Below are 26,388 nucleotides of genomic sequence, written 5' to 3' on the forward strand. Positions count from 1 at the left end.
AAAAAGAATTTTTATGTTAACACGAAGAGCATATATAAAGAATTTAGGAACATTGACTGCAAGTGTACTCCTATCCCAGAATTTGTTTGGGCGAAGTTTGAGGAAAAAAGTTGTATTACTTCGTTCATCTTGGCAAACGGTCAACATAGGTGATATTGGCCACACCCCTGGCGTACTCGCCTTACTTGAAAAGCATTTGCCGGACGTGGAAGTGCGCTTGTGGCCGATGAGTATCAATAACGGCGTAGAACCAATGTTACGAAAGCGTTTTCCACACGTGAAGATTGTACAAGGTGAAGCCGATCTGGCGCGAGCCTGGCAGGAGAGCGATTTTTTACTGCATGGCTCGGGACCGTCTTTGGTTGCTGCTAAAGATATTGCTCGGTGGAAAGAGGAAACAAGTAAACCTTATGGCATTTATGGAATTACATTTCCCGGATTTTACGGTCCGCCGACTTCCGGACAGGAAGCTGCATTAGCGAAGAATATTGAATTGCTCACGACAGCACAGTTTTGCTATTTCCGGGATTCAACATCACTTCATTTTGCGCAAGAACATGGCGCGCGTTGTCCTGTTATGGAATTTGGGCCTGATGGTGCTTTTGCCGTGGATCTAAGTAATGAAAAGGCTGCCAGGAAATTTCTTGAACAGCATGATTTAGAGGAAGGTAGCTTCTTGTGTGCTATTCCTCGGCAACGTTATACGCCATGGTGGGAACTTCCTGAAAAGAAAGCGAAATTTGATGGACGCAAAAATGCACGTAATGAGGAAATGCGTGAGCATGATAATGCGCCGATTCGGGAAGCGATTATTGAAGTGGTACGTCAGACACCAATGAAGGTATTGGTATGTCCGGAGGATGGAACTCAGGTAAAGTTGGGAAAGCAAATCATTATGGACAAATTGCCACAAGATGTACGTAATAAAGTAGTTTGGAAAGACTCTTATTGGCTAACGGATGAAGCCGTGAGTACTTATAGGCTCTCAGCAGGATTATTTGGATTGGAAATGCATTCCCCAATTATGTGTATCGGAAACGGTATACCCGCTTTGGTTGGTAGGTTTGAAGAACAAACCTCTAAAGGAATCATGTGGAAGGATATTGGCTTGGATGAATGGTATTTCGATGTAGATAAACCGGAGGATGTGAAGCGGATTTTACCGGCAGTTTTAGCACTTGCCAAAAATCCAGAGGAAGCCAAGCAAAAGGCTTTAGACGCGAAAGTAAGAGTGGATACACTCTTTGCAGCTAGTATGGCAAGACTGGCTAATGAACTAGAACAGCGGTAGTATAAAGTCCCTCGGGAAAACAGGAGACTAATTAATAAATGCACAAATTGAGCTCGGTCAGAACATTTGTGCATTTATTATTGTTCAATACGTAACAGCCAATTTGTTTATCAAATCGTTTTATGAGAAAATCAATACTATTAGCATTCATACTTTTTGTTTGTTCGGTTAAAACGGATGTAAAAAGTTGCACACGCGTGGTCTACAAGGGTACGAATGGCACCTTGTTAACAGCTCGTTCTATGGATTGGAAAGATGATATTCTTACAAACCTCTGGATTTTTCCGCGCGGGATGGAACGAAGCGGGGAGGTGGGACCAAAATCCATCCAATGGAAATCAAAATATGGAAGTGTAATTGCTTCCGGCTATGATATTTCCACAACGGATGGCATGAATGAGAAGGGGCTGGTAGCTAATGTCTTGTGGTTAGCCGAGTCTGAATATCCTATTTGGAATCAACAAACACCTGGTTTATCGATTGCACTATGGGCACAGTATGTACTTGATAATTTCGCAACCGTATCAGAAGCTGTAGACGCTCTTCAAGATGAGAAAATCACGATTATAACGGCAAATGTACCTGGACAGGAGCGCTTGACTACCTTGCATCTATCACTTTCGGATGGAACAGGAGACAACGCTATTTTTGAATATATTAAAGGCAAACTGGTGATCCATCACGATACGTCCTATAACGTGATGACAAACTCACCTATTTTTGAAAAGCAGTTAGCATTAAATGAATATTGGTCAGAAATCGGAGGAACTGTCATGCTGCCGGGAACGAATAGAGCAGTAGATCGCTTTGTACGTGCTGCGTTCTATGCGAATTCAGTTCCCAAAACGGCCGATCGCAGAATTGCAGTAGCAAGTGCTTTCAGTGTTATTCGGAACTGCTCTGTTCCATTTGGAATTTCTACACCTGATCAACCTAATATATCCTCTACGCGTTGGCGTTCGGTTTCAGACCATAAGAATTTAGTTTATTATTTTGAAACCGCCCTTACTCCTAACACATTTTGGGTCGATTTCAAAGACGTAGATTTTTCGGAGAATGCAGCGGTGAAAGTGCTTAAAATTAGTAATGGCGAAACTTACGCTGGAAATGCTGCCAAAAAATTTATAATAAGTAAACCTTTTAAATTTCAGGGCTTGTAAACGTATAAGGGACAGCATAGATCTTTTTTGGCCAACGAACACTGCTTGCTATTTCCAGTGCTTAACATATCGTTAACGATTAGAAAACCCTGCTTGCTGTATATTTTATCTTTTCTATTTAAAGACATACTAATTGTTGGAAAAGAACGAAGGCTGTGAATGTTGGCTAAATTAAGCCTTGAATAAAGAAAATCGATATTTAAAGACTAATTTATCGCCGATAACGTTTATGTTATCATAGCCATAAATTATATCATCATGATCTTTATATATAATCGTCAAATTTTTTACTGTATAACTCTTGGTATATTTTTTTCAATGCCTTATCTAGCTTTTTGCCAATTTGGAGGAGGTCTGAGCGTGGAATTGGGAGCCGGAGCCACTCAGCTTTACGGTGAAATGATGCATAAGCCACTGAAATTTGGCTATCATATAGGCGCTGATTATATTGTGATTCCTTTTATGACAGTTGGTGTGCAAGGAATGATGGGTCGACTTGCTGCTAACGATCCGATGGGACGAATGGCCAAAAATAATTACATGGGCGCTAACATCAATGCAAAAGCGCGCTTAGGGTTATTGTGGATCGATGACAAGGAAAATTTCGAGTTGACTTATATCCGTGAACATTTTTTCAGATCCTTGATCCGTAATATTTATGTAGGCACAGGGATTGGTTTATTGCGAAATGAAATTGATGCAAACCGAGGAACGCCAAATGATGCACATTTGGTAGGTGAAGATGAAAGCAGCGCGGTATTTGTGCCATTAAATTTAGGTATTGACATTCCCTTTGGCTATTCGATAAGCGGACCAACTTGGGCTATCAACGCAAATGCTCAACTGGGACTTTACTTTGGGGATGAATTAGACGGTTACGCCAATATGTATAGTCGGCATGATGACCGCCTACTCTATTTTTCGCTTAGTATTAAAAAATCTTTCTTAAATCGTGCGACGCGATGACCTCATGTATTCAGCTTCAAAGTTGTTTTAATTCCGTTAGAATTACTGCCAACGATGGCATTTTTCTACATTTTGTGGAGATTTTTGTGGTTGGCAGGTGCGGGTGAGGATCATCCTCTGTTATTTGTCAAAAAAGAATCAATCGACAATCAATATATCTGTATATATTTTATAACTGGTTAAGTGTTTGAATAACAATTGATAATTTGGAGGCCAGTTAAATGAATCACCTGAATATATAAGCCCTTTTCACCTGCGTAAATTTTTTTATCTGTTTAAACGCATAGTCAGTGCAAGTACGGCAAAATAATTGTTGCTAAAACGTTTAATTCTATTGGGATTAGGTTATAGCTTGACCGGTTTGCGCTATCGGTCCCTCTACAAGTTAAATATTGTAATTTTTAAACTATGTTTCAGTACTACAAAATGCTCCTTGGAGCTGTATTTTTCTTTTTGCTGAGTACAGCTCAATTGTATGCACAGCAAACGATTAAAGGAACGGTGAAAGATGAATCAGGCCCATTACCCGGCGTTACCGTCATGGTTAAGGGACAGCAACAATCCGTTCAGACTTCGCCCAACGGAGTCTACGAAATCAAAGCGAAAAAAGGAGAAATCCTTGTTTTCACCTATATCGGTTATACTCGAAAGGAGGTGGCTGTTGGTGATAATCCAATAATGAACGTTACCCTTGCTCCGGAAACCAATGCGCTGAATGAGGTCGTCGTAAGTGCGTTGGGGATTAAACGCGAATCGAAAGCTTTGGGTTATTCCACCACCCGGGTAGAGGGGGATAAGTTTACCCAATCGCGTGATGTAAACTTGGGTAATGCCCTTACCGGTAAAGTTGCCGGGGTTAGTGTCTCGAATAATGCCACAGGAGCTTCCGGTAGCAGTCGGGTTGTGATCCGAGGTAATGCTTCGATGACGGGCAATAACCAACCGCTGTATGTTATTGATGGTGTGCCGTTCGACAATACCAATCAAGGCAGTGCGGGACAATACGGCGGACTCGACCTCGGTGATGGTTTATCGAATATCAACCCCGATGACATTGCCGACATTCAAGTATTGAAAGGTGCGGCAGCTTCAGCTCTATATGGTTACCGTGGCGGTAATGGTGCTATCTTAATCACCACAAAAAGTGGGAAGGCGGGTGAGGTCTTATCTGTTGAGCTGAATAACAACTTCACCCTGAACAATATTATCGACTTCAGAGATTTTCAAAACGAATACGGACAAGGTACGCAAGGGGTAAAACCTACTTCGGCAACTTCCGCGCTTAACTCAGCTGTTTCCAGCTGGGGGCCTCGATTTGATGGTTCCGAAGCAGTGAATTTATTAGGTAATACTTATACCTATTCTCCCGGGCCGGATAATTGGAAGAATTTCTATAGAAACGGTATCAATAACCAAACCTCAGTTGCTATTGCCGGAAGTAGTGAGAAGGTGCGTTACCGCGTTGGCTTATCGAACTTATATAACAATCCCAACATTCCCAATTCGAACATGAAGCAACAGGGAATTAACACGAATACCAGCTATAAGATTACTGATAAGCTAGAGTTAACCATTACTGCGAATTATATCTTTGAACAGGTAAAAAATCGGGCTTTGTTAGCTAATAACTCTACGAATATTAATGCTTCAACCTTGTATTTAGGAAATGGTTACGACATTCGATGGCTAAATCCCTATCGTAACGCTGACGGGAATGAATTGCTTCCTGGAACAAACCTCTACTTCAACAATCCATATTTTTTAGCCTACGAACATCAGAACAATACGGATCGTAACCGCTTAACCGGGGCGGCGACACTGAAATATGATATCTTAGACTGGTTATCTATTCAGGGACAAGTGAGTAGGGATGGTTATGTTTTTCAATTTAGAAAGGTAACGCCTACCGGAACGGCTTATGCAAATGGAGGCGAGCTGACAGAATATGAGCGTAACTTCCGCGAACTGAACGCCAACTTTTTGATTACCGCGAATAAGAAGATCGGTGAGAATTTTAGTATCAACGCGTCGTTAGGCGGTAATCACCAGGACAACATTAACCGTGCCTACGGCCTGTTAGGCGGTGCCGCGGGACCTTTTATTGTGCCTTATGTGTATAATATTAATAATATCAATGCACCGAATACTAAATATGTGCCCGAGTACGAGCGTTTTCGAGTAAACTCTTTTTATGGTACGGCAGACTTTGGTTATAAGGATTTTCTATTCTTGAACTTCACAGGAAGAAACGACTGGTTCTCCACTTTAAACCCTAGTAACAACAACTATTTCTATCCGTCAGTGAGCACCAGTTTTGTATTCAGTGAGGCCTTCGATTTACCGGAAGCAATCAGCGTTGCCAAATTCAGAGCCTCTTATGCTGAATCGTCCAATGGAACAACTCCTTATCAGAATTTACTGAATTTTTCTTTACGAACTTATGATAAGGACGGAGTGCCATTGGGTTACGTAAAGAATGAGAACGTGCCGAACACGAATCTGCGGCCCGTTCAAATTCGTGAATATGAGGCTGGTTTAAATATGCAGTTTTTCAATAATCGTTTAAGCTTTGATGCTGCAGTTTATCAAAAAGATACAAAGGACGATATTGCCATCATCAGTACGAGTACAGCTTCCGGCTTTAATGCAGCTATTCAGAATATTGGTGAGGTGCGTAATCGGGGTATCGAAGGATTGATTTCAGGAACACCTGTCCAAAACGACAACTTTACGTGGAATACAAGCTTAAACTTGGCCTTTAATGATAGTGAAATTAAGTATTTAGGTGAAGGTGTAAATGCCTTGACCATCCAGGGGTCAGAGGCGGCTTACGGAAGTGGCGTGGTCGTGAGTAATGTGGTTGGTATGCGTTATGGCCAGATTATGGGTTTTGCCTATAGACGGGATGATCAGGGGAATATTATTTATGGTTCGGACGGTAATCCGTTACGTACGGATGGTGTCGTACCATTAGGTTCGGGCGTTTACAAAATAACCGGTGGCTTCTCCAATCAATTCAAATACAAAAACTTCTCTTTGTCTGCATTATTCGACTTTAAGTTTGGCGCCAAATTGTATTCAGCGACCAACTTACTTTTATATAATGCGGGTTTGCATAAAGAAACACTAAATGGACGTGAAGGTGGAGTTATTGGAGCCGGGGTTACCGAAGATGGCAGTCCGAATACCGTGGCGGTACCGGCACAAAATTATTATCAAAATTTAGCCATCAATAATAACATTGCGGAAGAGTTTGTATACGATGCAAGTTTTATTAAGTTGCGTGAGTTATCGTTGGGTTATACCTTGCCGAGTAGCTTTTTGCAAAAAATGCCTTTTAAGGCTGCTACTATCTCACTGGTTACCCGCAACCTGGCGACCTTGTTGAAGCACACGCCGAACATCGATCCGGAGTCTGCTTACAACAATTCAAATGCACAGGGGCTAGAGGCTACATCCAATCCCCCTGTAAGAAGTTTTGGCTTTAATCTTAATGTTAAGTTCTAAAAATATTATCCAATGAGATATTCTAAGTCCATATTGACCTTGGCTTTGGCAGCGACTACCTTTTGGAGCTGTACCAAGGATTTTGAAGCAATCAATACCGATCCGAATGCAATCCCGGAGAATGGGATGGATTATAATTTATTATTCTCTTCAGCTCAAGTGTACCATGCAGGCACTGATTATAATGTTTGGCGAAACGGTTTAATCTATTGTGCTACCATGGTGCAGCACCTCGCTTCTACACAAAGTTATTGGAACGGTGATAAATATACCTATGATGCGGCTTATAATGCTGCACACTGGGATCGTGATTATCCAAATGCTGTGAAAGACATTACCATGGTGCTCAGCAAATTCAAAGACGATCCTGCAAAAGCTAATGCTTATCACATCGCTCGTATTATGCGTGTTGCAATCTTTCAAAAGATGACGGACTTATACGGTGATATTCCGTATAGCGAAGCAGGGCTGGGCTACTTGGATGGTGTTGGCTATCCGAAGTATGATACCCAGGAGGCAATCTATCATGATTTATATAAAGAGTTGAACGAGGCAGCAAGTGCGCTAGACGCCAATGCCGCCAATACTTTATCGACGGCTGATTTAATTTACGGCGGTAACGTTGATAAATGGAAGAAGTTTGCCTACTCTTTCATGGTGCGTTTGGGGCTGCGTTTGTCAAAGGTAGACCCTCAAACCGGTAGTCAATGGGTAAACCGAGCATTAGAAGGTGGTGTATTTACCGGTAATGATGACAATGCCATAATGCAGCATCAGTTAAATACGACAGATGCGGCCAATGCATACGGAAAGGTATTGGTTTATCAAGATGCTAACGCATCGCGGGTGAGCGAGGCTTTTATCAATCAATTAAAAGGCACCAATGACCCTCGACTTATTTATATCGCTACGGTAGCTGAAGCACCTCAATTGGCTTACGGGAATGCAAACTATGATTTGGGAGATACTACAGCTTCCAAGCAATTAGGTATGCCAAACGGTTATGATGAATTGGGCGCTGAAACGGATATTTCAAAAGCGCCGAACTGGCCGGGAAATCTTAACAACTATTCGATTGTGAATCGTTATACCTACGCGCGTTTGGATGCACCAAGCTTTCTATTGACTCATGCAGAAACGCAACTGTTATTGGCTGAGGCAGCAAATCGTGGTTGGATAGGGGGTGACGCCAAGACCTACTACGACGAAGGGGTAAAAGCGGCCATCTTGCAGATGAACCAGTTGGGGGCGTCACCGGCCATCACAGAGTCACAGGCCACAGCTTACTTAACTGCTAACCCATTTGATGCCAATCAGGCGTTGGAACAAATTAATACGCAATATTGGATTGCAACGTTTATGGATGAGTACGAGGCTTGGACAAATTATCGGCGTTCAGGCTATCCAATATTAAAAGAAGTAAACTATTTTAATAATGTGACGAATGGCAAGGTGCCCCGTCGTTTTACGTATCCAACCAGCGAAGCATCGATCAATACCGCGAACTATAATGAAGCGGTTTCCCGTTATCGTAACGGGGATCGAATGACTTCGCGTATGTGGTGGGACGTGGAATAATAGGAGACTTATATACGTAAAAAGTAAGCCACGGTTTTAAAACGTGGCTTACTTTTTACGTATTTGTTTCCTGTTTTCAGACCTTCTGCAAAGGCTTACGACCTATCTATAAGTAGTAGTTACTTGGTTGATCTTCCATCCGTTGCCTTCTCGACATAATTGAACATATTCAACTTTTGTAAAATCCGGGTATTTCATTTCTATCTGCGCAAGCGCAAATTGAGCACTTTGTTCGATTACATTGTATTGGGTTTTACAATTTTGTTTTAAATTTTTGTTCTGTTTTAAAAAATTAATTACCTGTGCTTTGGTGTGGCTATGAACAACACCTTTACCCGGGGTGTTACGTTTAAAGTTTTCGGTAAATAATTCTTCCAGATTTTCTGTACGGCCTAAGGTAATACCATCTATGTATTCATGGATAGTGCTTTCTGCTGTATTTAAGTTTTTATCTGTTGTAGCATTAGCAAAAGCACTTGAAGTAATAACTATAATGGCAGCGATGATGGATTTAATGGAGGTTCTCATGACTTTACGATTTAAAGGGTTAATTTTTTATTATTTGCTGTTATATTTTGTTCTTTGATTCAAAGGTAAAGCAAAGGAACATGCGGCTCGAGTGAAATTAGGTGAGCTATGCGGAGAACTCGGTAAATAGCAGGGATTTTTCGGTGAAAATTGGCGAGTCGTTAAATGGTGGAGTCGTTAAGAAGTAGTTGAATAGTTGAGTCGTTAAATAGTTGAGGTATTATGTTTGAAATAATTGAGTAGTAAGTAGGAAAGTAGTTGAGTCGTTGAATGGTTGCAGTAGTAGCAGTATTCGGTAACACCTACAGCTTAGCGCTTATTGCTTATAGCTTAATAGCCAATGTGATAATGAGAGGGGTTAGTGCGACTGAAAGCTGATAGCCGACTTCTGACAGCTTGTTAATGAGCCAATGAGATAATGAGAAGGGCTAGCGCGACTGAAAGCTGATAGCCGACTTCTGACAGCTTGTTAATGAGCCAATGTGATAATGAGAAGGACTAGTGCAACTGAAAGCTGATAGCCGACTTCTGACAGCTTGTTAATGAGCCAATGTGATAATGAGAAGGGTTGGTGCGACTGAAAGCTGATAGCCGACTTCTGACAGCTTGTTAATGAGCCAATGTGATAATGAGAAGGGTTAGTGCGACTGAAAGCTGATAGCCGACTTCTGACAGCTTGTTAATGAGCCAATGAGATAATGAGAAGGGTTAGTGCGACTGAAAGCTGATAGCCGACTTCTGACAGCTTGTTAATGAGCCAATGTGATAATGAGAAGGGTTAGTGCGACTGAAAGCTGATAGCCGATTTCTGACAGCTTGTTAATGAGCCAATGTGATAATGAGAAGGGGTAGTGCGACTGAAAGCTGGCCTCTGATAGCCGATCACTTAAAACCTATAACATAGAACTTATAACCGACAGACAGACTATCTAAAGCTGAAAACCGAAAGCTGATTGCTGAAAGCTCATGGATAGCAAATATGTTTGCTATCCATGAAATGGTACTACCTGAAAATAGGGGTTTATTATTAAGCTGTATGCAAGAAACAACTGTAAAAATCCGATGTTAGAGCTGCATTTTTACAGCCGGATAAGAAGCGGATTTAATGGTTACAGCTACATTTTTATCGGGCTCTTGTTTATAAATATAAATTAATACTTTCCCGTGATGCAACTGATTACGAAGTGATAAATAACTTGTTAGATTTTGATGATTTCCATTTTCCATTCCTTTAAACTCACCCGGCCCGTCAATTTGTACTTCTATTGCATCATTAGCCATGTATACGGGATTGTCATTTTCATCAACCGCTTGCACCAATATCTCTTTTAATTTATCAGTTTCGTTCTCGTTCAAAATCCGACAAGCTAGTTGAGTCGGTTTGGTAGTAGATCGTAGCGTGTAAGTAGCGACCTGTTTTTGATCAAGATAGGCTCTTGCTTCCAACGTACCAGGCTCAAAGGGGATATCCCAATAGATGTAACCGGTGTTGGAATCTTGTTTTGCTTTTCTTCCTAATGACTTTCCATTTAGGAAGAGTTCTACTTCTTCAGCGTTTGAAAAAGAAGTAACTCTCTGCCGTTTACCATAAGTAGGCTCCCAAATGGGATCCGCTTTCTTGTGACTCCAGATACCGCTATCATCACCATCGGGAATAGGCGAGGTGCCAATGTAAACCATGGGTTTTGTTGCCCATAAGCTCTGTCTGAAATAATACTCCGGCTTTGGCAAACCCGCGAGATCTAATAGCCCTGCGCCATTACTTCTTGTAGGCCATTTGCCAGCCTCGCCGAGGTAGTCAATACCGGTCCATAGAAATTGTCCGGAAATATAATCGTTTGTATCTACTGCAAGCCAAGCTTTATATTGCATACCGTTTTCACTGCCATAGATAACACGTGATGGGTATTTAGCGTGATCCGCTGCATAGCGATACTCTTGATAGTTATAGCCAACTATATCTACGTTTTCAGGATAGGTTGTCGTATTTGACATGACTACACCTGCCAGGGCCGCTGTAATGGGGCGAGTAGAATCGACGCTCTTTGCAGCTTCTGCCAGTGATTTTGAAAGCACACTAAGTCGACTGGCCGGCGGATGGTCAGCCAAATAACCCTTTCCATAAATTTGTGGATTGTTCCCCCCGCTCAGGATTTCATGACTATAAGGATCATTGGGATAATCAACCTCATTACCGATACTCCACATAATAATGGAAGGCCGGTTTCGGTTTCTTCGAATCATGTCTTTGACATCGGTTTGGGACCACTCTTTAAAATGCTGATGATAGCCGTCTTTTCCGGGGCTGCCTACATTCCATCCCGAGATCCATTTGTTTTTACCAAATTCCCATTCGTCGAAAGCTTCATCCATCACTAATAGGCCGAGTTCATCACACAAAGTGTAAAAGAAGTCAGCGTGTGGATTATGGCTCATACGTATCGCATTTACTCCACCTTCTTTTAATGTTTTAAGTCTTCTGCGCCAAACACTCTCAAAAGTAGCAACTCCCAAGGCGCCTGCATCGTCATGAATACAAACTCCCTTTAGTTTCATGTTCTGATCGTTTAGAAAGAAACCTTTGTTGGCATCGAATCGAAAAGTTCGGAATCCCACTTTCTCTTGATAACTGTCGATGGCTTTATTAGCCTTTGTAAGTTCTATAGCCAGGGTATAGCAATAAGGATTTTCTATCGACCATCGATTGGGATTTAAAAGATGTAATTTGGCGGTTGTTTGCTGTTCTTTACTGCCGGTTAAATGGACTTGCTGTTTTTCTTGAGCGACGGTGTTACCGCTTTTGTCTAACAAAGAAACCGTTAGTGTCACATCGGAAGTTAAGGCCTCTTCATTGATTAGATCAATATCCACTGTTGCATTTGCTTCCCTGCCGTTCAGGGTAGGGGTTTGAAACGTAATCCCCCAAGTGGCAAAATGTAGCGGCTGCTGCTTGATAAGATATACGTTACGGTAAATGCCGGAGCCGGTATACCAACGGGAGTCAGCAAATTGACTGTGATCTACCTTTAACGCCAGTACATTTTCTCCACTCTTTAGATACGGGCTAAGGTCATAAAAAAAAGGGATAAAGCCGTTGGGACGTTTACCCAAGTAATGACCATTGACCCAAACTTCTGCATTTTTATAGACACCGTCAAAATAAATACTGTGTTTGCCCTTGACATCTTGTGATGATAGCTTAAATGTTTTGCGATACCAACCGACGCCACCTGGAAGGTAGCCGGTAGCACTTGCCCACCGACTATCAAAAGGGCCGGCGATGGTCCAATCATGGGGCAATACTACCCGCTGCCAGCTTTGATCGTTGAATGATTTTTCAGAGGCCTGCGAAATGTCCCCTAAGTGGAACCTCCATTGATCATTAAAAAGTACTTTTTGTTGGGCCATAGCCGATAATCCGAAGATTATGGCCATCAGTATGCTGACAAATTCTTTCATGAACTGCTGTTTGTTAGTTAAATATAAATTTACCGTTTCTGCTAGTATCCGGGATTTTGCTGCAAGGTGTTATTGGACGCTTGGATTTCCTCCCGAGGGATCGGCAACCAATAGTGTTTCGCCGCAAAACTTCTGCCATCAAGCGCAATTTTACGTGTATAATTAAAGGTGCTTCCGTTTTTGGTGATTTCTATACCATAAGCAGGTACGTTTTCTGTCTGCTCTGCGATTTTCCAACGACGAACGTCATAGAAGCGGTGTTCTTCAAAGGCTAATTCAATTTGCCTTTCATTACGCACAAGTTCTCGGAAAGCCTCTTGACTTAAACCTGCGGGCACAGCAGGCATTTCAACACCCGTCCGGCTACGGATTTGATTCAAAGCTTCACGCGCTGAAAAGCGGGCACCTGCAGGTATTGCATCAGGTCCGGAAAGTTCATTCGCCGCCTCTGCAAAGTTTAAGAGTATTTCGGCGTAGCGAAAATAAATCCACGGTTGTAAACCTGCAATATTCCAAGGGTTATTAATCGGCATGTCTTCATCGATAAATTTTCGTAGGTAATAACCGGTTTTACTGGTATTCCAGTTAGACGGGCCGTCTTGGCTATCACGGCCACCGGGACGGAAAGTCTCAACATTTCGGTCACGATAACCGGCTCCGTTGTAAAAAATAGTTTGATAAAAACGAGGATCACGTCCAATATAAGGATTTTGTGGATCATATCCTGAGGTAGGGTCAGAAATTGACTTTCCATTAGCCATGCGGTAGGCGTCTACTAAATTTTGTAAAGGTACATTGCCTCCCCAACCGTCGTAACCATTAGGGCCGTTGGCAATTTCCATGGGAACATGTCGAGCTCCAACAGAATAATAACGGGCAAAAATGATTTCATTATCATCACTCGTCTTGCGGAAAAGTGCGCGGTAACCATTTTGTGAGATAGTATAGCGATTTAGCGCAATGACAGCGTTGGCTGCTTGAACCGCCGCTTCCCAAGTCCCAACATTATAAAGCGGACTGGCCGCATAGAGCGTTAAGCGAGATTTAAGTGCTAAAGCAGCGCCTCTCGTTGCGCGACCACGAAGCCAGCTATTACTATTATTTTCCGGAAGTCCGGCAGCAGCCTCATCCAATTGGGATAAAACATAAGCTAAGCTGGTAGCTAGGTCTTCCCTTTTAAATAAGCTGGGATCACTGAAATCATCCGTTAACTCGACTACTTTATCACCCAACAAAACGATTCCTCCGTAATTGCGGATCAGGTCGTGGTAGCGGAAGGCTCGGATGAATTTCAGTTCAGCAACCAATAAATTCTTGTGGGCTTCGCTCATCGGAACTTCGTTAATATGAGTTAAGGCGTAATTACATTCACGGATGCTACGATAACTCCGTTTCCAGAAAGTGCCGGCGATACCCGTATTTTCCGGTAAAAGCTGTCCGCGTTGAATAAACCAAGTGTTATCGTCATTGTTGTAAATCGATTCGTCCGATAGCGACGACCACATAGCATACTCAAAACCTCTTCCAAAGCCAGGAGGCGTTCCTTCAGCTTCCTTATCAATAAGCCGTACGCCAAGGTAGCGATTGACGACAAATGCTTCGAATAAGACGGAATCACTTAAAACAGCTGTATCCGACACTTTGTCTGTTGGCGTAACATCGAGGAAATCTTTCTTGCACGCAGCCGTTGTTAGTACCAACGCTGCTAAGGCAACTAATTTTGTTTTATATATGGTATTCATGTTTTTAGCGTTTAAAGGTTAGAAACGTACATTGGCGCCTATGTTGATAATGCGCTGTTGCGGATAAAATTGGCTGCTCTCGCTTGAACCTTCAGGGTCAAAGTCTTTCAGTTTCGTAACGGTAAAAAGGTTAAATCCACTAGCAAAAAACCTTAATGATTTGATGCCTATCTTGTTTATCAGTGTTTCCGGCAGCGTATACCCTAATTCTACATTTTTCAAACGAACAAAAGCCGTATTGAACAACCAAAAATCGTTCTTATATAATCCGCCGCTGATGGAGGAAGAAGCTCGTTCGTCAACGCGTGGATAGCTACCATTGGGATTTTCCGGGCTCCACCGATTTTCTGCCCAGGTATTAAAGTAGTTGCCAATGGTGCCGGCTTCGGCTAAAATGTATTGACGCACCCTCCCTTGACCTGCAAATACGGCGGAGAGGTCAAACTGCTTGTACGAAGCATTTAGCGTTAAACCGAATGTTAACTGTGGAATGTTGCCTAAATTGGTTTGCACCATATCATCGGCAGTAATGACACCATCGCCATTGTAATCTTCCAAAATTAAATCACCCACCTTTGCTCCCGCAACATGTGGGTAGGCGTCCAGCTCCTCCTGGCTACGGAAAATGCCGGCACTACGATACAAAAGATAGCTATTTAGTGGCCTACCGGTTTGACTTTGATGAGGTAAAACTGCGGGTGATTCATCTCTAAAAACTACGTTGCTCTTGACATAGGTGATATTACCTGCAATGCCAAAATTGACCGTGCCATTTCGTTGATAACCTAAAGTGGCTTCTAGCCCGGTATTATCAACTTTACCTATGTTTTCAGAGGGAACAAGAGGCGTGTTGTCGTTGGTTGGAAACGGGTTAACAATACCGGTGCTGCCTGGAATGGAAGCATTACGAGGTAAAAGTATTTTAGAGCGCTTCTCCATGAAATAAATAAATTCCATGTTGAAGTTTTTCAAAAATTGCGCGTTAAAGCCGATATCTGTTTTTTTGGAAACCTCCCAAGTGATGTTCGGGTTGGCCAATTTGTTTAAATCAATGCCAGGATATATGCTATTGCCAAGGGTATAATAATTTCCAAAAATGTAGTTGTTAACAAATTGATTCGCGCCTACATTATCACCGCCCAGCTCACCATAGGAGGCCCGTAACTTCAAGTCATCGATGAATTTGACTCTGTTTTTAAACCAATCTTCCTGTGAAATGCGCCAACCTGCGGAAATACCCGGGAAATAACCATAACGACTGTCTTTTGGAAAGATGGATGAACCATCCACACGGAGTTGGGCTTCTACTAAGTATTTTTCCTCATAATTATAGTTGATCCTACTAATCACGCTTTTGCGGCTTTCCCGCCAGCTTAATCCTGCATTCGTGCGGTCTTCCAACGCAGTTCCTCCCTGTGATAGTTCGGGGGTAAGCGAAGAAGGGAAATTACGGCGTCCGGCTTCCATTCGGTTCAGTGTCCGTTCACTTTGCTCATAAGCCGCAAAAGCTTTTATATTATGGGAGCCAAAACTGCGTTCATAATTTAATTTAATATGCGAGGTAGTTAGGGATGTATTTTCTTGAAATTGTTGTAATTGTGCTTTAGACTCGCCAACGGTGCGTGGTTGATAGATTCCGGTGGTTGCATCATAACTATATACCAGGTAAGGAACAATAAAGTTTTTTCCCGATTCTGTAGAGCGATCGACGGAAAAAAAGCCGTCGAGCATAAGGCCTTCAACCGGTAATTGATAAGATGCTCTAAGAATACCATTAAAAATTTGCTTCGGATTCTGATTCGTTCCGCCGGCATCAGTTACCATCATAATCGGGTTATTGTTCTCTATACCCGTGGTTGGTAAACCATTGGCGTAACGTGGTAATACGGTAGGATAGGCGCGGTATAAATTGCGAAAAATATCGCCTGCCCCGGTCGTGGGAAACAAACGTTTTTCTTCGCGGCCCGCTAAGGACATGCCCACTTTGAAGCGGTCGGTTACATCCAAGTCGATATTGGAACGGAAGTTATACTGCTTGAAATTGGTTACTCCGTTTTTAAAAATACCATCTTGTTTGAGTGTTCCGGCCGAGACAAAATATTTTACCTTCTCTGATCCTCCATTTACAGAGAGATTATGTTGGCTTTGTAAGGCAGTATTAGCCAATACCTCTTGTTGCCAGTCGGTATTCGGATAATTCTCGGGATCGGATCCATTTCTGAATTTCTCAATCTCATCAGCAGAATAGGATTGAAACAGACCACCGGACGGGTTGTTATAATAACTTATTTCGTTGCGTATCGTTGCGTAGGTGGCCGCATCGGCCATCTTTGGCAATCGGGTAGGGGAAGCGAAACCTTGATTGAAACTATAAGAGACCGTGGGTTTGCCGCTGCTGCCTTTTTTAGTGGTTACTAGAATAACGCCATTAGCGGCTCTGCTTCCGTAGACGGCCGCGGAGGCATCTTTGAGTACGCTTACACTCTCGATATCATTAGGGTCCAATCGCTCTAACCCGCCGACCTGACCGGGCACACCGTCTACCACTACCAACACATCGGTATTGCCGGTTGTTGATACACCACGAATACGTATTTGGGAGCCATCGTAGCCCGGTTCTCCACCTCTATTGGTGGCGACCAATCCTGAAAACCGCCCGGCAAGTGAATTGGATACGTTTGGTTGCGGACTTTTGACCATATCAGCTCCCTTTACTTCTGAAATAGATCCAGTCACTGTTGCTCGCTTTTGCGTTCCATAGCCTACAACGACCACTTCATTAAGTGCTTGAGCATCGGGCTGTAAGACAATACGCATGGCCTGATTGCGGACAATGGTTACCTCTTGCGTTAGATAACCTACATAGCTGATCACCAAAGTCGTTTCTGTAGGTGAGAGTTGTATGCTAAATTTTCCTTGCATATCGGTACTGCCCCCACCTTGTCCATTTTTTGCGCGGATACTGACTCCAGGGAGCGGGTTTCCGCTTTCGTCTACCACTGTACCTACGATGGCTTGTTGTTTTACATTAGTCTGTTTAACTCCAAGCTTGGTTGGAATAACAGCGGCCTGTACACTGTGAATGGCAAAGATATAAAAGGTAGTCAGTGCCAAACATGTTCGTGCAAATCCTCGTGTTTGATTGTAAATAGAATTCATAATGCTGTTGGTTAGAATAAACGAAACCGATGAAGCATGCGCTAGGCTTGCTATAATCGATTAGGTTGTGAGGAGCAAATGTCGTTTATCCCCCGTCCGGTAGTGAGGGGTAAAATAAAAAAAAAGGGGGGGCATTCGTAGAACAATCAAAGAAAGTGACCCTAACAGGGTCTATCTGGATCATCTGTGCTTTTTTTTATTAATCGCCTTTTTAAAGTTTAAAGGTGTTTAAGAACAATGTGAAATCCTATTTCGCATGGTAAACGCGGTGAAAAGGTTTTCTGTATTTCTTAATATACTCGGAGGGGTTCATGCCATACTGCTTTGCAAATTGTTCTCTAAAGTACTTGAGATCGCGGATGCCTACTTGATAGGCTACTTCGTAGATGGTATTCTCTGAGCTGAGAAATAGACGCGCGGCAATATCCAAGCGTACGGTTCTGATAAAACTATTAAGGCTGAGGTTATGTATCTCTTTAATGCGGTTACCTAGGGTAGCATAAGTAAAGCCGCAGGCGTCGGCAAGTTTATGTACATTGAAGCTAGGATCGGTAAGGTGTTTTTCTATGATAAGCAAACACTTGTCATGCAACTCCCGGTCTTCGCTACTGATTTTTTGAAATTTGGCATTATCAGTAATATGATGAAAAAAATAGTCTTTTAAATCGCTTCTACTTTTTATTATAGCTTGTATTTTAGCTATTAATACATCAATGTCAAAAGGTTTTGTAATATAGTCGTCCGCGCCACTCTGTATGCCTTCCAATTTGGTTTCTGTATTATGTGACGCTGTTAGCAAAATGATCGGGATATGCCTCCGGGAAGGATCTGTTTTTACCTCTTTGCAAAATTCGATTCCATTACTCCCTTCCATGACGATGTCACAAAGAATGAGATCCGGTAGATTATCGTCTAATAAGCGGTAGGCACCGGATATTTCGTGTTGCACATATACCTCAAAGTAGTTAGATAACATGCTTTCGAGGTAATTGGTTAAGCTCACATCATCATCAATTATCAATATTTTATAAAAGGAAGTCGCTTTGGCGGTCATGGGAAGCGGAGGTTTGTTCTCCTGTTCCATCAGTTGCAGAACCGTTGAAATACTACCGGGGTTTAACTGTACACTGCTAGTGCTCGTGGCTGAGGCTTTCATGGGAAGTTCCATATAAAAAGTGGTTCCTTTACCCAATTCGCTCTCATAGTAAATACGGCCATCATGTAGTTCGATAAGTGATTTAACCATCCACAACCCAACGCCAAAACCTGATCCCAAAGTGCTTTTATTAAAGGATTCATGATGAGCAAAGGGCTCAAACAGTTTCTCTCCAATTTGTTTATCGATACCACAGCCACTGTCTTTTATACTAAGTAAAATCGCCATCTGATCGAGCTTGGCAAGTTTAATTTCCAATATCCCTTCTTTGGTGAATTTAATGGCATTGAATACCAGGTTAAATAGGACCATTTCGATTTTTTCACGATCTATCAATAAGAAAAGCTCGTCAAATTGCGTATGAAAAGTGACTGACAGATTCTTTTGTTTAACTTGGTGATTAAAGCAATTTAATACTTCCAGAATCAGGTTGACCAAGTCTGTCGACTGTATTTGCAAATTTTCTTTGGTTAGATTGTCTTTTCTAAACGTTAGTGCTTGATTCGCGAGCCTTAGTAGGCGGTTGGTGTTTACATAGAGGGTCTTAACAGAAGGGTCTTGATCTGAATTCGCATCCTTTTTGTTTAGTAGCTCCTTAACCGGTTGAAGGATGAGCGTTAAACTGGAACGGAATTCGTGTGACAGTCGGGTGTAATAGTTTATTTTTAAAGCGTTTATTTCTTGTTCTTTAGTCCGTTCCAACTGGCTGATTTTGAGCTGATAATTAAGCTTCTGTTTTTGCAATTGGTGTCGGCGGTAATAATAAAGAATGGCGCCCGCTAAAATAAAATAAATGATATAGGCCCACCATGTTTTATACCATGGAGGTAAGATCTCGAGATGTAGTTGTTTAATGCTGCTCTTAAGGATTTGACCGCCTTGTTCCAGTGCTACCTGAAACGTATAGTTTCCGGGAGGCAAATAGCGATAAGTAGCTGCCTGTTCATTACCGACATAGTTCCAGCGCTCATCTAAACCGTCCAATTTATAAGCGAAACGATGTTGACCCGATTGTCCATACGTTAGTGAAGCATAATGTAGCGTGAAAGTTGAATAGTTATATGGAAGCGTTAGTTTCTTTTTGTCATTTAATGATTGCTCTTGCGCAGCTATTAGCCTATTGGGATAAGAAGTAATCTCTTTGCCCAGTAAATCCAGTCCCGTCAAAATGATGCTTCTCTGGGGTTGCTGATAGTTTACGTTTTTTGGGTTGAAATAGGTTAGTCCTCCGGTACCAGCGAAGAAAAGTTGATTTCTTTTTTCACTATAGATTGCTGCCCGTGGGTTGAAGGTCCCCTCTTGCACGCCGGAGTTAGCACCATAGTTAGTAATTGCCTTTGACGTTAAGTCAATGCTGGATAAGCCCTGTATTGTACTTACCCAACAATGCCCTTGATTGTCTTGCTGAATAGCGAGGACGGTATTGCTTACCAAGCCGTTTCTTTCATGAAAATTATGAACGAAGTGCTTCTTCTCCATATCATACACCAATAGCCCGTTACTTTCCGTTGCGATCCATAAATGCCCATCATGGAGAATGGCCAGATCGTATATAACCTCCGATTTTAATTTGTCAAAGATTCCGCCCTCAGGAAAAAAGGGATGAAAAAGTTCTTTTTCCTGTTCAAAATAGGTGATGCCGGCTCCGTAGGTGCCAATAATAAGGTTCCCGTGTTTGTCTTCAACGATTGAACGGATGTCATTGGAAGGGATGGTGCTATTTTGAGGGACAAAGGTGGTGAATTTTTGTGTAGAGTAGTTTAGTTTGTTAAGCCCGCCTCCGTTGGTGCCTACCCAGAGTTGATGCCGCATATCTTCAAATATAATACGGACATCGTTCGAGCCAAGCGTCCCTTCCTTTGTAGGGTCCGCTTTAAAATGAGTGAAATTGTCCTGTCGAGTATTATAGCGCATAAGGCCACCACGATAAGTGCCGAACCAGAGTTGGTTGTTGTGATCTTTTAATGTAGCCAGTATAGCATTATCCGATAGGGATGATGACTGGTTCTTTTCTTTCTTGTAGTGTTTCAGTAGCTTGTTTTCATAATCCAGTTTAAAGATACCGTGACCGTCTGTTCCTATAAACAGATTCCCTGCAACATCTTCCAGCAAGCCATAAAAACGAACATTTTGATCCGCCTTATTGACGAGATTTAGTTGATTTTCATGAAGATTAAAGAATGGATATATGGGTTTGGCGATAAGGAATACCCCATCGCCGTATGAACCTACCCATAAATTCTCGTCTCGATCAAAAAATAAGCTTGTAATTGACCTTCTATGTAGGCCATCGGGTTTTGAATCATTTTCATCTACCCGTGAAACTTTCTTGATAACAATCCTATGATCTGTGCTTTCCTCAAAATGTATATGGAAAGCCCCGCCGTCTAGGATGCCTAAGTAAAATTCTTTATTGTTATGGCAAGCCACACTTAAATAGTGGTTATGAGGCGTACCTAAAGCTTGGGCAGTAATCCATTGCCCCTTCGCACTATGTCGACGGTAAGTAAAGAGGCCACTGTCGGTTGCCACCCAAATGTTTCCTGTGGGATCTTCGAATATGTTATGTATACGGCAGAAAGGTTTTTGGTTTAAGGCAGACTGGATTGGATAAAAGGGCTTTAGGGTTTTGTTGTGTTGTGTGAACACCTGTAGCCCCGCATCCTGACTGCCTATCCATAGTAAGCCTTGGCTGTCTTCAAATATAGCCGTTACCATGTTGGAGCGCAAACCTTCTAGATTTTGCGTGGTATATCTTGTAAAAGATCCGGATTCTTTGCGAAAGCGATAGACGCCCAAGCCGTTGGCAGAAATCCATAAAACATTTTTGTCGTTTGAGTTGCTTATACAACCTACGTCCATTTTGTATTGACCTTTGACAGAGGCCAGGATTGGATAGTGTGTGAAAGATTCGGTTGTGCTATTATATTTGCTGACACCTTTTCTGGAAGAAACCCAAAGTATTCCTTCTTTGTCAATCAGGATTGTTTGTACATAGTTACCCAGTAAGCCTTGAGGCGACGAAACATCATAGCTGAAGTTTTTGAACACCTTCCCGTCGAAACGGCTTAAGCCATTCTCTGTTGCGATCCAAATAAAGCCGGTATTGTCCTGCTTAATATCCCGTATATTGTTAAACGGCAATCCATTTTGCAAAGTATAGTTATAATGACGGTAGATCGCACTGTCGTTAAAGGCAAATGCCGCTAAGGGAAGAAACAAGAGCCACAGATAGACCAGAATAGGCATAAAGCGAGTGATTCATTTTACTACCTGGTAAAAATACGAGAATTTACTTGGATTCATTGTGCTTTGTTGATTCTCTTAAATCGAAAATCCCTGAAGACGACTAGCGAACAAAGATGGAACCCATTTGAATAACGTGATATATTGGATGAGGCAAATTCAGCAGAGAGGAAATTTTCGTAAATTGTAAGATCCCTTTGAAAAAGAGTGGTTGCTATGGAACAAAACAGGATTCTTTTTCCTGAAGTCCTGTTTTGTTGATGAAAATTAATCAAGAAAAGCTACTGTTTCTATCTATTACTTATGGTGTTTCGTTTTCTTGCGCCCACAATTTTGGGGCAAAGGCTGAATAGGGCGTAATCCATCTATATAATCCATAATGGGCTTCAGTGCCTGAGAAATAAGGTTCATCTAGCAATTCGTAAATAATAGCTGCTTTAATTTGCGGGTTGTTCTGGCATTTGGTTAAGAAACTGTTGAGAAAATTCCGCTGGACGCTATCGGGTTTGGAGCCACCCGGGTTTTTTGAACCAGTTTCCGTAAACCAAATGGGCTTGGTGAATTTATCCGCCAGATATTCGGTGATGTCTGGAATAAAGTATGGTGAACCGGCAGCAAGCGTTTCCATATTGTCATACCAATGATAAGCAACAATGTTAAAGTTAACTCCGTAATTTTCAAGCATTTGTAAGTACTTGTAATGCAGCCATCCGGCTACAACCATCGTTTGCGCCGTTGGATCGGCTGCTTTTACACCCTCATCCATTCCCTTTAAGTGTGCTGCAATGATCTTAAATTTAACAGAATCATAATCCGACACATTTCTTCCTGAGCCACTTATTATGCACGCGTTGTCCAGTTCATTTCCTAAATTATAATAAGTGAAATCATTTTTATATAGGGATGCAAAATTAAAAGCACGGGTATAACCGCTTTGATAAGCTGTAGTTTCTGTGCCTGTAAAATCCAGCGTGGCAGCGGGAACCATTGGCAATAAAGTGATACCTGCTGAGTCAGCAGAACTTTTAATTTTTGTGTAAAAGCTAAGTGGTGTTATTTGGCCTGTAGTTGGAGAGAAAGGTACGTCGATACGATAGATACTCATTCCAAGCTTCTTAAGGAGGCCTATTTGCTTATAAGCTGGTGTAGCGCCGTAAGCAGTTTGATTAATTGGATGTCCATTGACACCTAGCATAAAATCACTTCGAAGAAGATTGATAGCTCCCGTTTTTTTGATAAGGGATGTTGAATTTAATTCTTTCTTCAATGACTCTTTTGAACAAGAGAAAGCAAATATGCCGATTAAAGCATAATAGAATAAGTGTTTTGTTTTCATAATCTGACTTTAATTTTTCATAAAGTTAATTGTTTTCTAAGTTATTAAGATACTATGTGGAAAAAAGATTCAGCGGTTCTGCTGTCGAATGATATTTTTTGATGGCTAAATTATCTGTAATGGTTTTCAGGTATATTGATATTATTTTAAGAATAAATGACTTATGACTTGTAACTTAGCCTAGTTTAAAACAGTAGTATGAGGTTTAGTCTAGAAAGCTTGAGTATATCCTTATGTAGGGAAATTGAATATACTGATGTATTTAACATTCCTTATCTTAGAATTGACAATCGATGGATAATAACCGCAAGTTTTGAAAGTGAAGAAGACATCGAGATAAATGATTTGATAAATTACACTTGGCGGAAGTTTGACCTAAACGATCTAAAAGCACTGACTACACTGACTAGGGTAGATTTTAATTGCATTTGAGAATTTAATAACCTTAGAAATTTTGCTCATTTTTATACAAAATAATACACATGTTTTACCTAAGGCAATAAATGCGCTGTTTTATAGTTAGCTTTGATTAGGTTAAAAACAAACGAGGATCTATTATGAGATAATAAGACTTCTACTAAGGTTACGGTTGGATACTTGATCAATGTAGAAACTGCTTATCTCGCCAGAGATAAGCAGTATTTTTTATGGGATAGAAAAGGCTATTCGTTGTATCTGTTCTTCTGCCCACAACTTAGGCTGATACTGCTTGTAACGCTGAGTCCAGGTAAAAAGGCCATAATGCGATTCAATGCTATTAAAGACAGGTTGATTAAATAGCTCGTATACCATCATTGCTTTTACTTGGGGGTTGCTTTTACATTTCATGTACATTTTGTTGAGAAAGGCACTTTGAACATCGTCAGCTACGTTTCCCATTGTATTTCTTATATTAACTTCTGTAAACCAGATCGGCTTTGAGAACTTCGTGCATAGGAACTGCGTTATATCGTCAATGTTATAAGTTTTGGCGGCTAGTTTGTCCATTTCGTCATACCAGTGATAGGCGACTACATCATAATTCACACCATAATCTTCCAACATTAACAAATAACGATAGTGCATCCAAGAAGCATTAACCATCGTTTCTGCTTCGGAATCAATAGACTTTATTCCGTCATTCATTCCTTTAAGGTGTGCAGCAATTATCTTAAACTTTTTCAAATCATAGTGAGACGACAATGTGCCGGACATCTTTGGTAATATACATCGATTGTCCAATTCGTTAGCTATGTTATAATACTTAAAATAATCTTTGTAAATTGCGGCAAAATTTCGCCCTCTTTGGTAGCCAGATTCGTACGAGTCTTGTTCAAAACCATCGAAATCCATTTGTACATGATATAACATTGGGAGCAATACAATGCCCATTTCGTCAGCGAGCCGGCAAAATTCCATTAAACGATTGTGCATTTTACTATATCCATTTTCATCAACCGCTATGTCAATTCGATATATATTGAACCCTAAAGATTTTATTAATTCCAGTTGTTCCTTTGCGGACAAGGCTTTGTATGCTGCTTGTGTAACAGGATGCCCATTTGCGCCGAAAAAGAATTTTCTTGCTGTTGAAGTGTCGGGCCCTGGTGTTACCAATGTGTCTGGCGGCGGAACGGGTTCTAGATCGCTCTCGCCACCTCCGGGAAATGGATCTTTGCCGCACGCTAAGGCTGCTAGCATTATAGCACTGCTTAAAATTTTACGTAAAACCTGCTTCATATTTCAATTTTTAAGTATTGAAGAAACATGGAGATATGGCGCTCTTAAACGGTAGGATCGGGCTGAAAAAATTAGTTGCTCGCAACATATTCTCTAAGTTTCGGTCGGATAGTGTAAAAATATGTATAAAAATGTATATAAAATGTGATAAATGTGAGAATGTGAAATTTCGGTCTTTATGTGCCTTTAAAAGCACTTTTATTGCTTGGAAATATTGGTTTCTAATTGTCAAATTGATGGTTGAGAACGATCAATCGAATAATTAACAGGAGATGCGGTATGTTGAAAGAAGAGATGCGGAGGAACTGATATTTGGCGAAGCTTAATTCACTATTTCGTAGTGGTTATGAACCTGCTTCTTGATCTTTGAATTTTTCTTCTTGTTCTTTCTTTTTAGCCAAATGATAAATCCTGTTATAGGAAGACTGGAGCCAATTAGGCAAGAAAGAAATGCGAGTAATTTGGTAGGTAAACCGTAAAGACTGCCGGTATGAATAGGAAAAATTAAACGCCGTACCTTCATACCTTTTGAACGCGTGGCATATAATTCTTTTTTGACAAGTTCTCCTGTGTTTCGATCGAAAAATAACTGGTCTACTACATTAGCTATTGACGCATGATGTTGCTCTTTGCTCACGCGAACGAGATTTATCGCGTCTTCCGGAAAATATAAGGTTACATCGCTTGAATAAGGAAGCAATCTTTGGGTTTGACTGTACATTTGCTCGAGTGATCCTTTTTGCTGCGATTTATTCTCTCCGCTGTGAATCAGTTCTTTTTGAGGTCCTTTCCCGTCAAATATAAAAAAAATGCCATTATTAAACCATTTATAGCTCCATGTTAGCCCAGTGAAGGCGATTAGAAACAAAATAGGAAGGCTATAGAAACCTGCTACTGCGTGTAAATCCCAATTTACGCGTTTAAATTTTGCATCCCATTTTATCTTTAAACGTTGTCGAAGAATTTTACTGTTTTTAGGCCACCATAAGAATAATCCTGTGATTAAAATGACTAAATAAGACAGGCAGCAGATGCCTGTAATGACTTTTCCTGTTTTACCCATTAGCAATTGTCTATGCAGCTCTTCTGAAAATGTGAAGAGATGTTGCTTTCCTTTAATATCTTGTTGAAGTTTTCCGGTGTAGGGATTAATCGAGAAAAGGTGTCGTGTCAAACGATCGCCCCGAGTTTGAAAGAATACGGCTTCTTGATGGTTCGTTTTCTCCCGTATTACCAAAGAGTTAATTGCTGCACCCTTCGCATATTGAAGAGCTAAGTTATATAAACTGTCAATGGATAAAGGGAGTTGATAAGCATCATTGTTTGACTGTGCGTAATATAAAGATGGATAGAGTAGGGGGTCGAGTTCATCTTCAAAAACTAATATAGCTCCGGTAGCTGCGGCGATGCTAAAGATGAGACCTACTGTTAAACCAACCCATAAATGTAACCAGGCAAAGATTTTCTTAGCTTTCTTCATGGACGGAGCCTCTTGAAATATTTATTTTTATTAAATCTAAATAACAAAGTAACGATATCGC

Annotated in this window: 13 protein-coding genes; 5 read left to right on the plus strand and 8 right to left on the minus strand. The window is 41.3% G+C overall.

The annotated features are described in order from the left end of the window. Positions 1 to 13: 13 nt before the first annotated feature. From E0E36_RS11960 to E0E36_RS11980, 5 genes are all read left to right on the plus strand, one after another. A complete protein-coding gene (locus E0E36_RS11960) occupies positions 14 to 1,291 on the plus strand; it encodes a polysaccharide pyruvyl transferase family protein (RefSeq protein ID WP_130856153.1) in 1,278 nt (425 codons plus the stop codon). Between the two features lie 122 nt (positions 1,292 to 1,413). Beyond that, positions 1,414 to 2,451, plus strand: coding sequence for a linear amide C-N hydrolase (locus E0E36_RS11965; RefSeq protein WP_130856154.1), 1,038 nt, complete (start codon positions 1,414 to 1,416; stop codon positions 2,449 to 2,451). A gap of 318 nt (positions 2,452 to 2,769) precedes the next feature. Beyond that, positions 2,770 to 3,417, plus strand: a complete 648-nt coding sequence (locus tag E0E36_RS11970) for a hypothetical protein (protein WP_130856155.1) — start codon at positions 2,770 to 2,772, stop codon at positions 3,415 to 3,417. A gap of 408 nt (positions 3,418 to 3,825) precedes the next feature. Then, positions 3,826 to 6,924: a SusC/RagA family TonB-linked outer membrane protein gene (locus tag E0E36_RS11975; protein WP_130856156.1), complete on the plus strand. Its 3,099-nt coding sequence runs from the start codon at positions 3,826 to 3,828 to the stop codon at positions 6,922 to 6,924. Between the two features lie 12 nt (positions 6,925 to 6,936). Next, positions 6,937 to 8,502, plus strand: a complete 1,566-nt coding sequence (locus E0E36_RS11980; protein WP_130856157.1) for a SusD/RagB family nutrient-binding outer membrane lipoprotein — start codon at positions 6,937 to 6,939, stop codon at positions 8,500 to 8,502. Positions 8,503 to 8,604: 102 nt separating this feature from the next. On the opposite strand, the gene E0E36_RS11985 is transcribed toward E0E36_RS11980, so the two are convergent. From E0E36_RS11985 to E0E36_RS12020, 8 genes are all read right to left on the minus strand, one after another. Then, complete coding sequence (locus E0E36_RS11985; protein ID WP_130856158.1) at positions 8,605 to 9,030, minus strand: nuclear transport factor 2 family protein; 426 nt, start codon at positions 9,028 to 9,030, stop codon at positions 8,605 to 8,607. 1,065 nt (positions 9,031 to 10,095) lie between these two features. Further along, on the minus strand, positions 10,096 to 12,489 hold the full coding sequence (locus tag E0E36_RS11990; protein ID WP_130856159.1) for a glycoside hydrolase family 2 TIM barrel-domain containing protein: 2,394 nt from the start codon (positions 12,487 to 12,489) through the stop codon (positions 10,096 to 10,098). A gap of 41 nt (positions 12,490 to 12,530) precedes the next feature. Beyond that, entirely contained in the window at positions 12,531 to 14,231 is a 1,701-nt protein-coding gene (locus E0E36_RS11995; protein WP_130856160.1) for a RagB/SusD family nutrient uptake outer membrane protein, read from the minus strand. Between the two features lie 18 nt (positions 14,232 to 14,249). Beyond that, a complete protein-coding gene (locus tag E0E36_RS12000; protein ID WP_130856161.1) occupies positions 14,250 to 17,390 on the minus strand; it encodes a SusC/RagA family TonB-linked outer membrane protein in 3,141 nt (1,046 codons plus the stop codon). Between the two features lie 247 nt (positions 17,391 to 17,637). Next, on the minus strand, positions 17,638 to 21,795 hold the full coding sequence (locus tag E0E36_RS12005; RefSeq protein WP_130856162.1) for a hybrid sensor histidine kinase/response regulator transcription factor: 4,158 nt from the start codon (positions 21,793 to 21,795) through the stop codon (positions 17,638 to 17,640). A gap of 298 nt (positions 21,796 to 22,093) precedes the next feature. Then, positions 22,094 to 23,128, minus strand: coding sequence for a glycosyl hydrolase (locus E0E36_RS12010; protein ID WP_130856163.1), 1,035 nt, complete (start codon positions 23,126 to 23,128; stop codon positions 22,094 to 22,096). A gap of 645 nt (positions 23,129 to 23,773) precedes the next feature. Beyond that, entirely contained in the window at positions 23,774 to 24,847 is a 1,074-nt protein-coding gene (locus E0E36_RS12015) for a glycosyl hydrolase (RefSeq protein WP_130856164.1), read from the minus strand. A gap of 322 nt (positions 24,848 to 25,169) precedes the next feature. Then, positions 25,170 to 26,327 (minus strand): PepSY-associated TM helix domain-containing protein, encoded by a 1,158-nt coding sequence (locus E0E36_RS12020; RefSeq protein ID WP_130856165.1) that lies wholly within the window; start codon positions 26,325 to 26,327, stop codon positions 25,170 to 25,172. Between the last annotated feature and the right edge of the window lie 61 nt (positions 26,328 to 26,388).

The sequence above is a fragment of the Olivibacter jilunii genome, from assembly GCF_900607235.1.
GTDB classification, from domain to species: domain Bacteria; phylum Bacteroidota; class Bacteroidia; order Sphingobacteriales; family Sphingobacteriaceae; genus Olivibacter; species Olivibacter oleidegradans.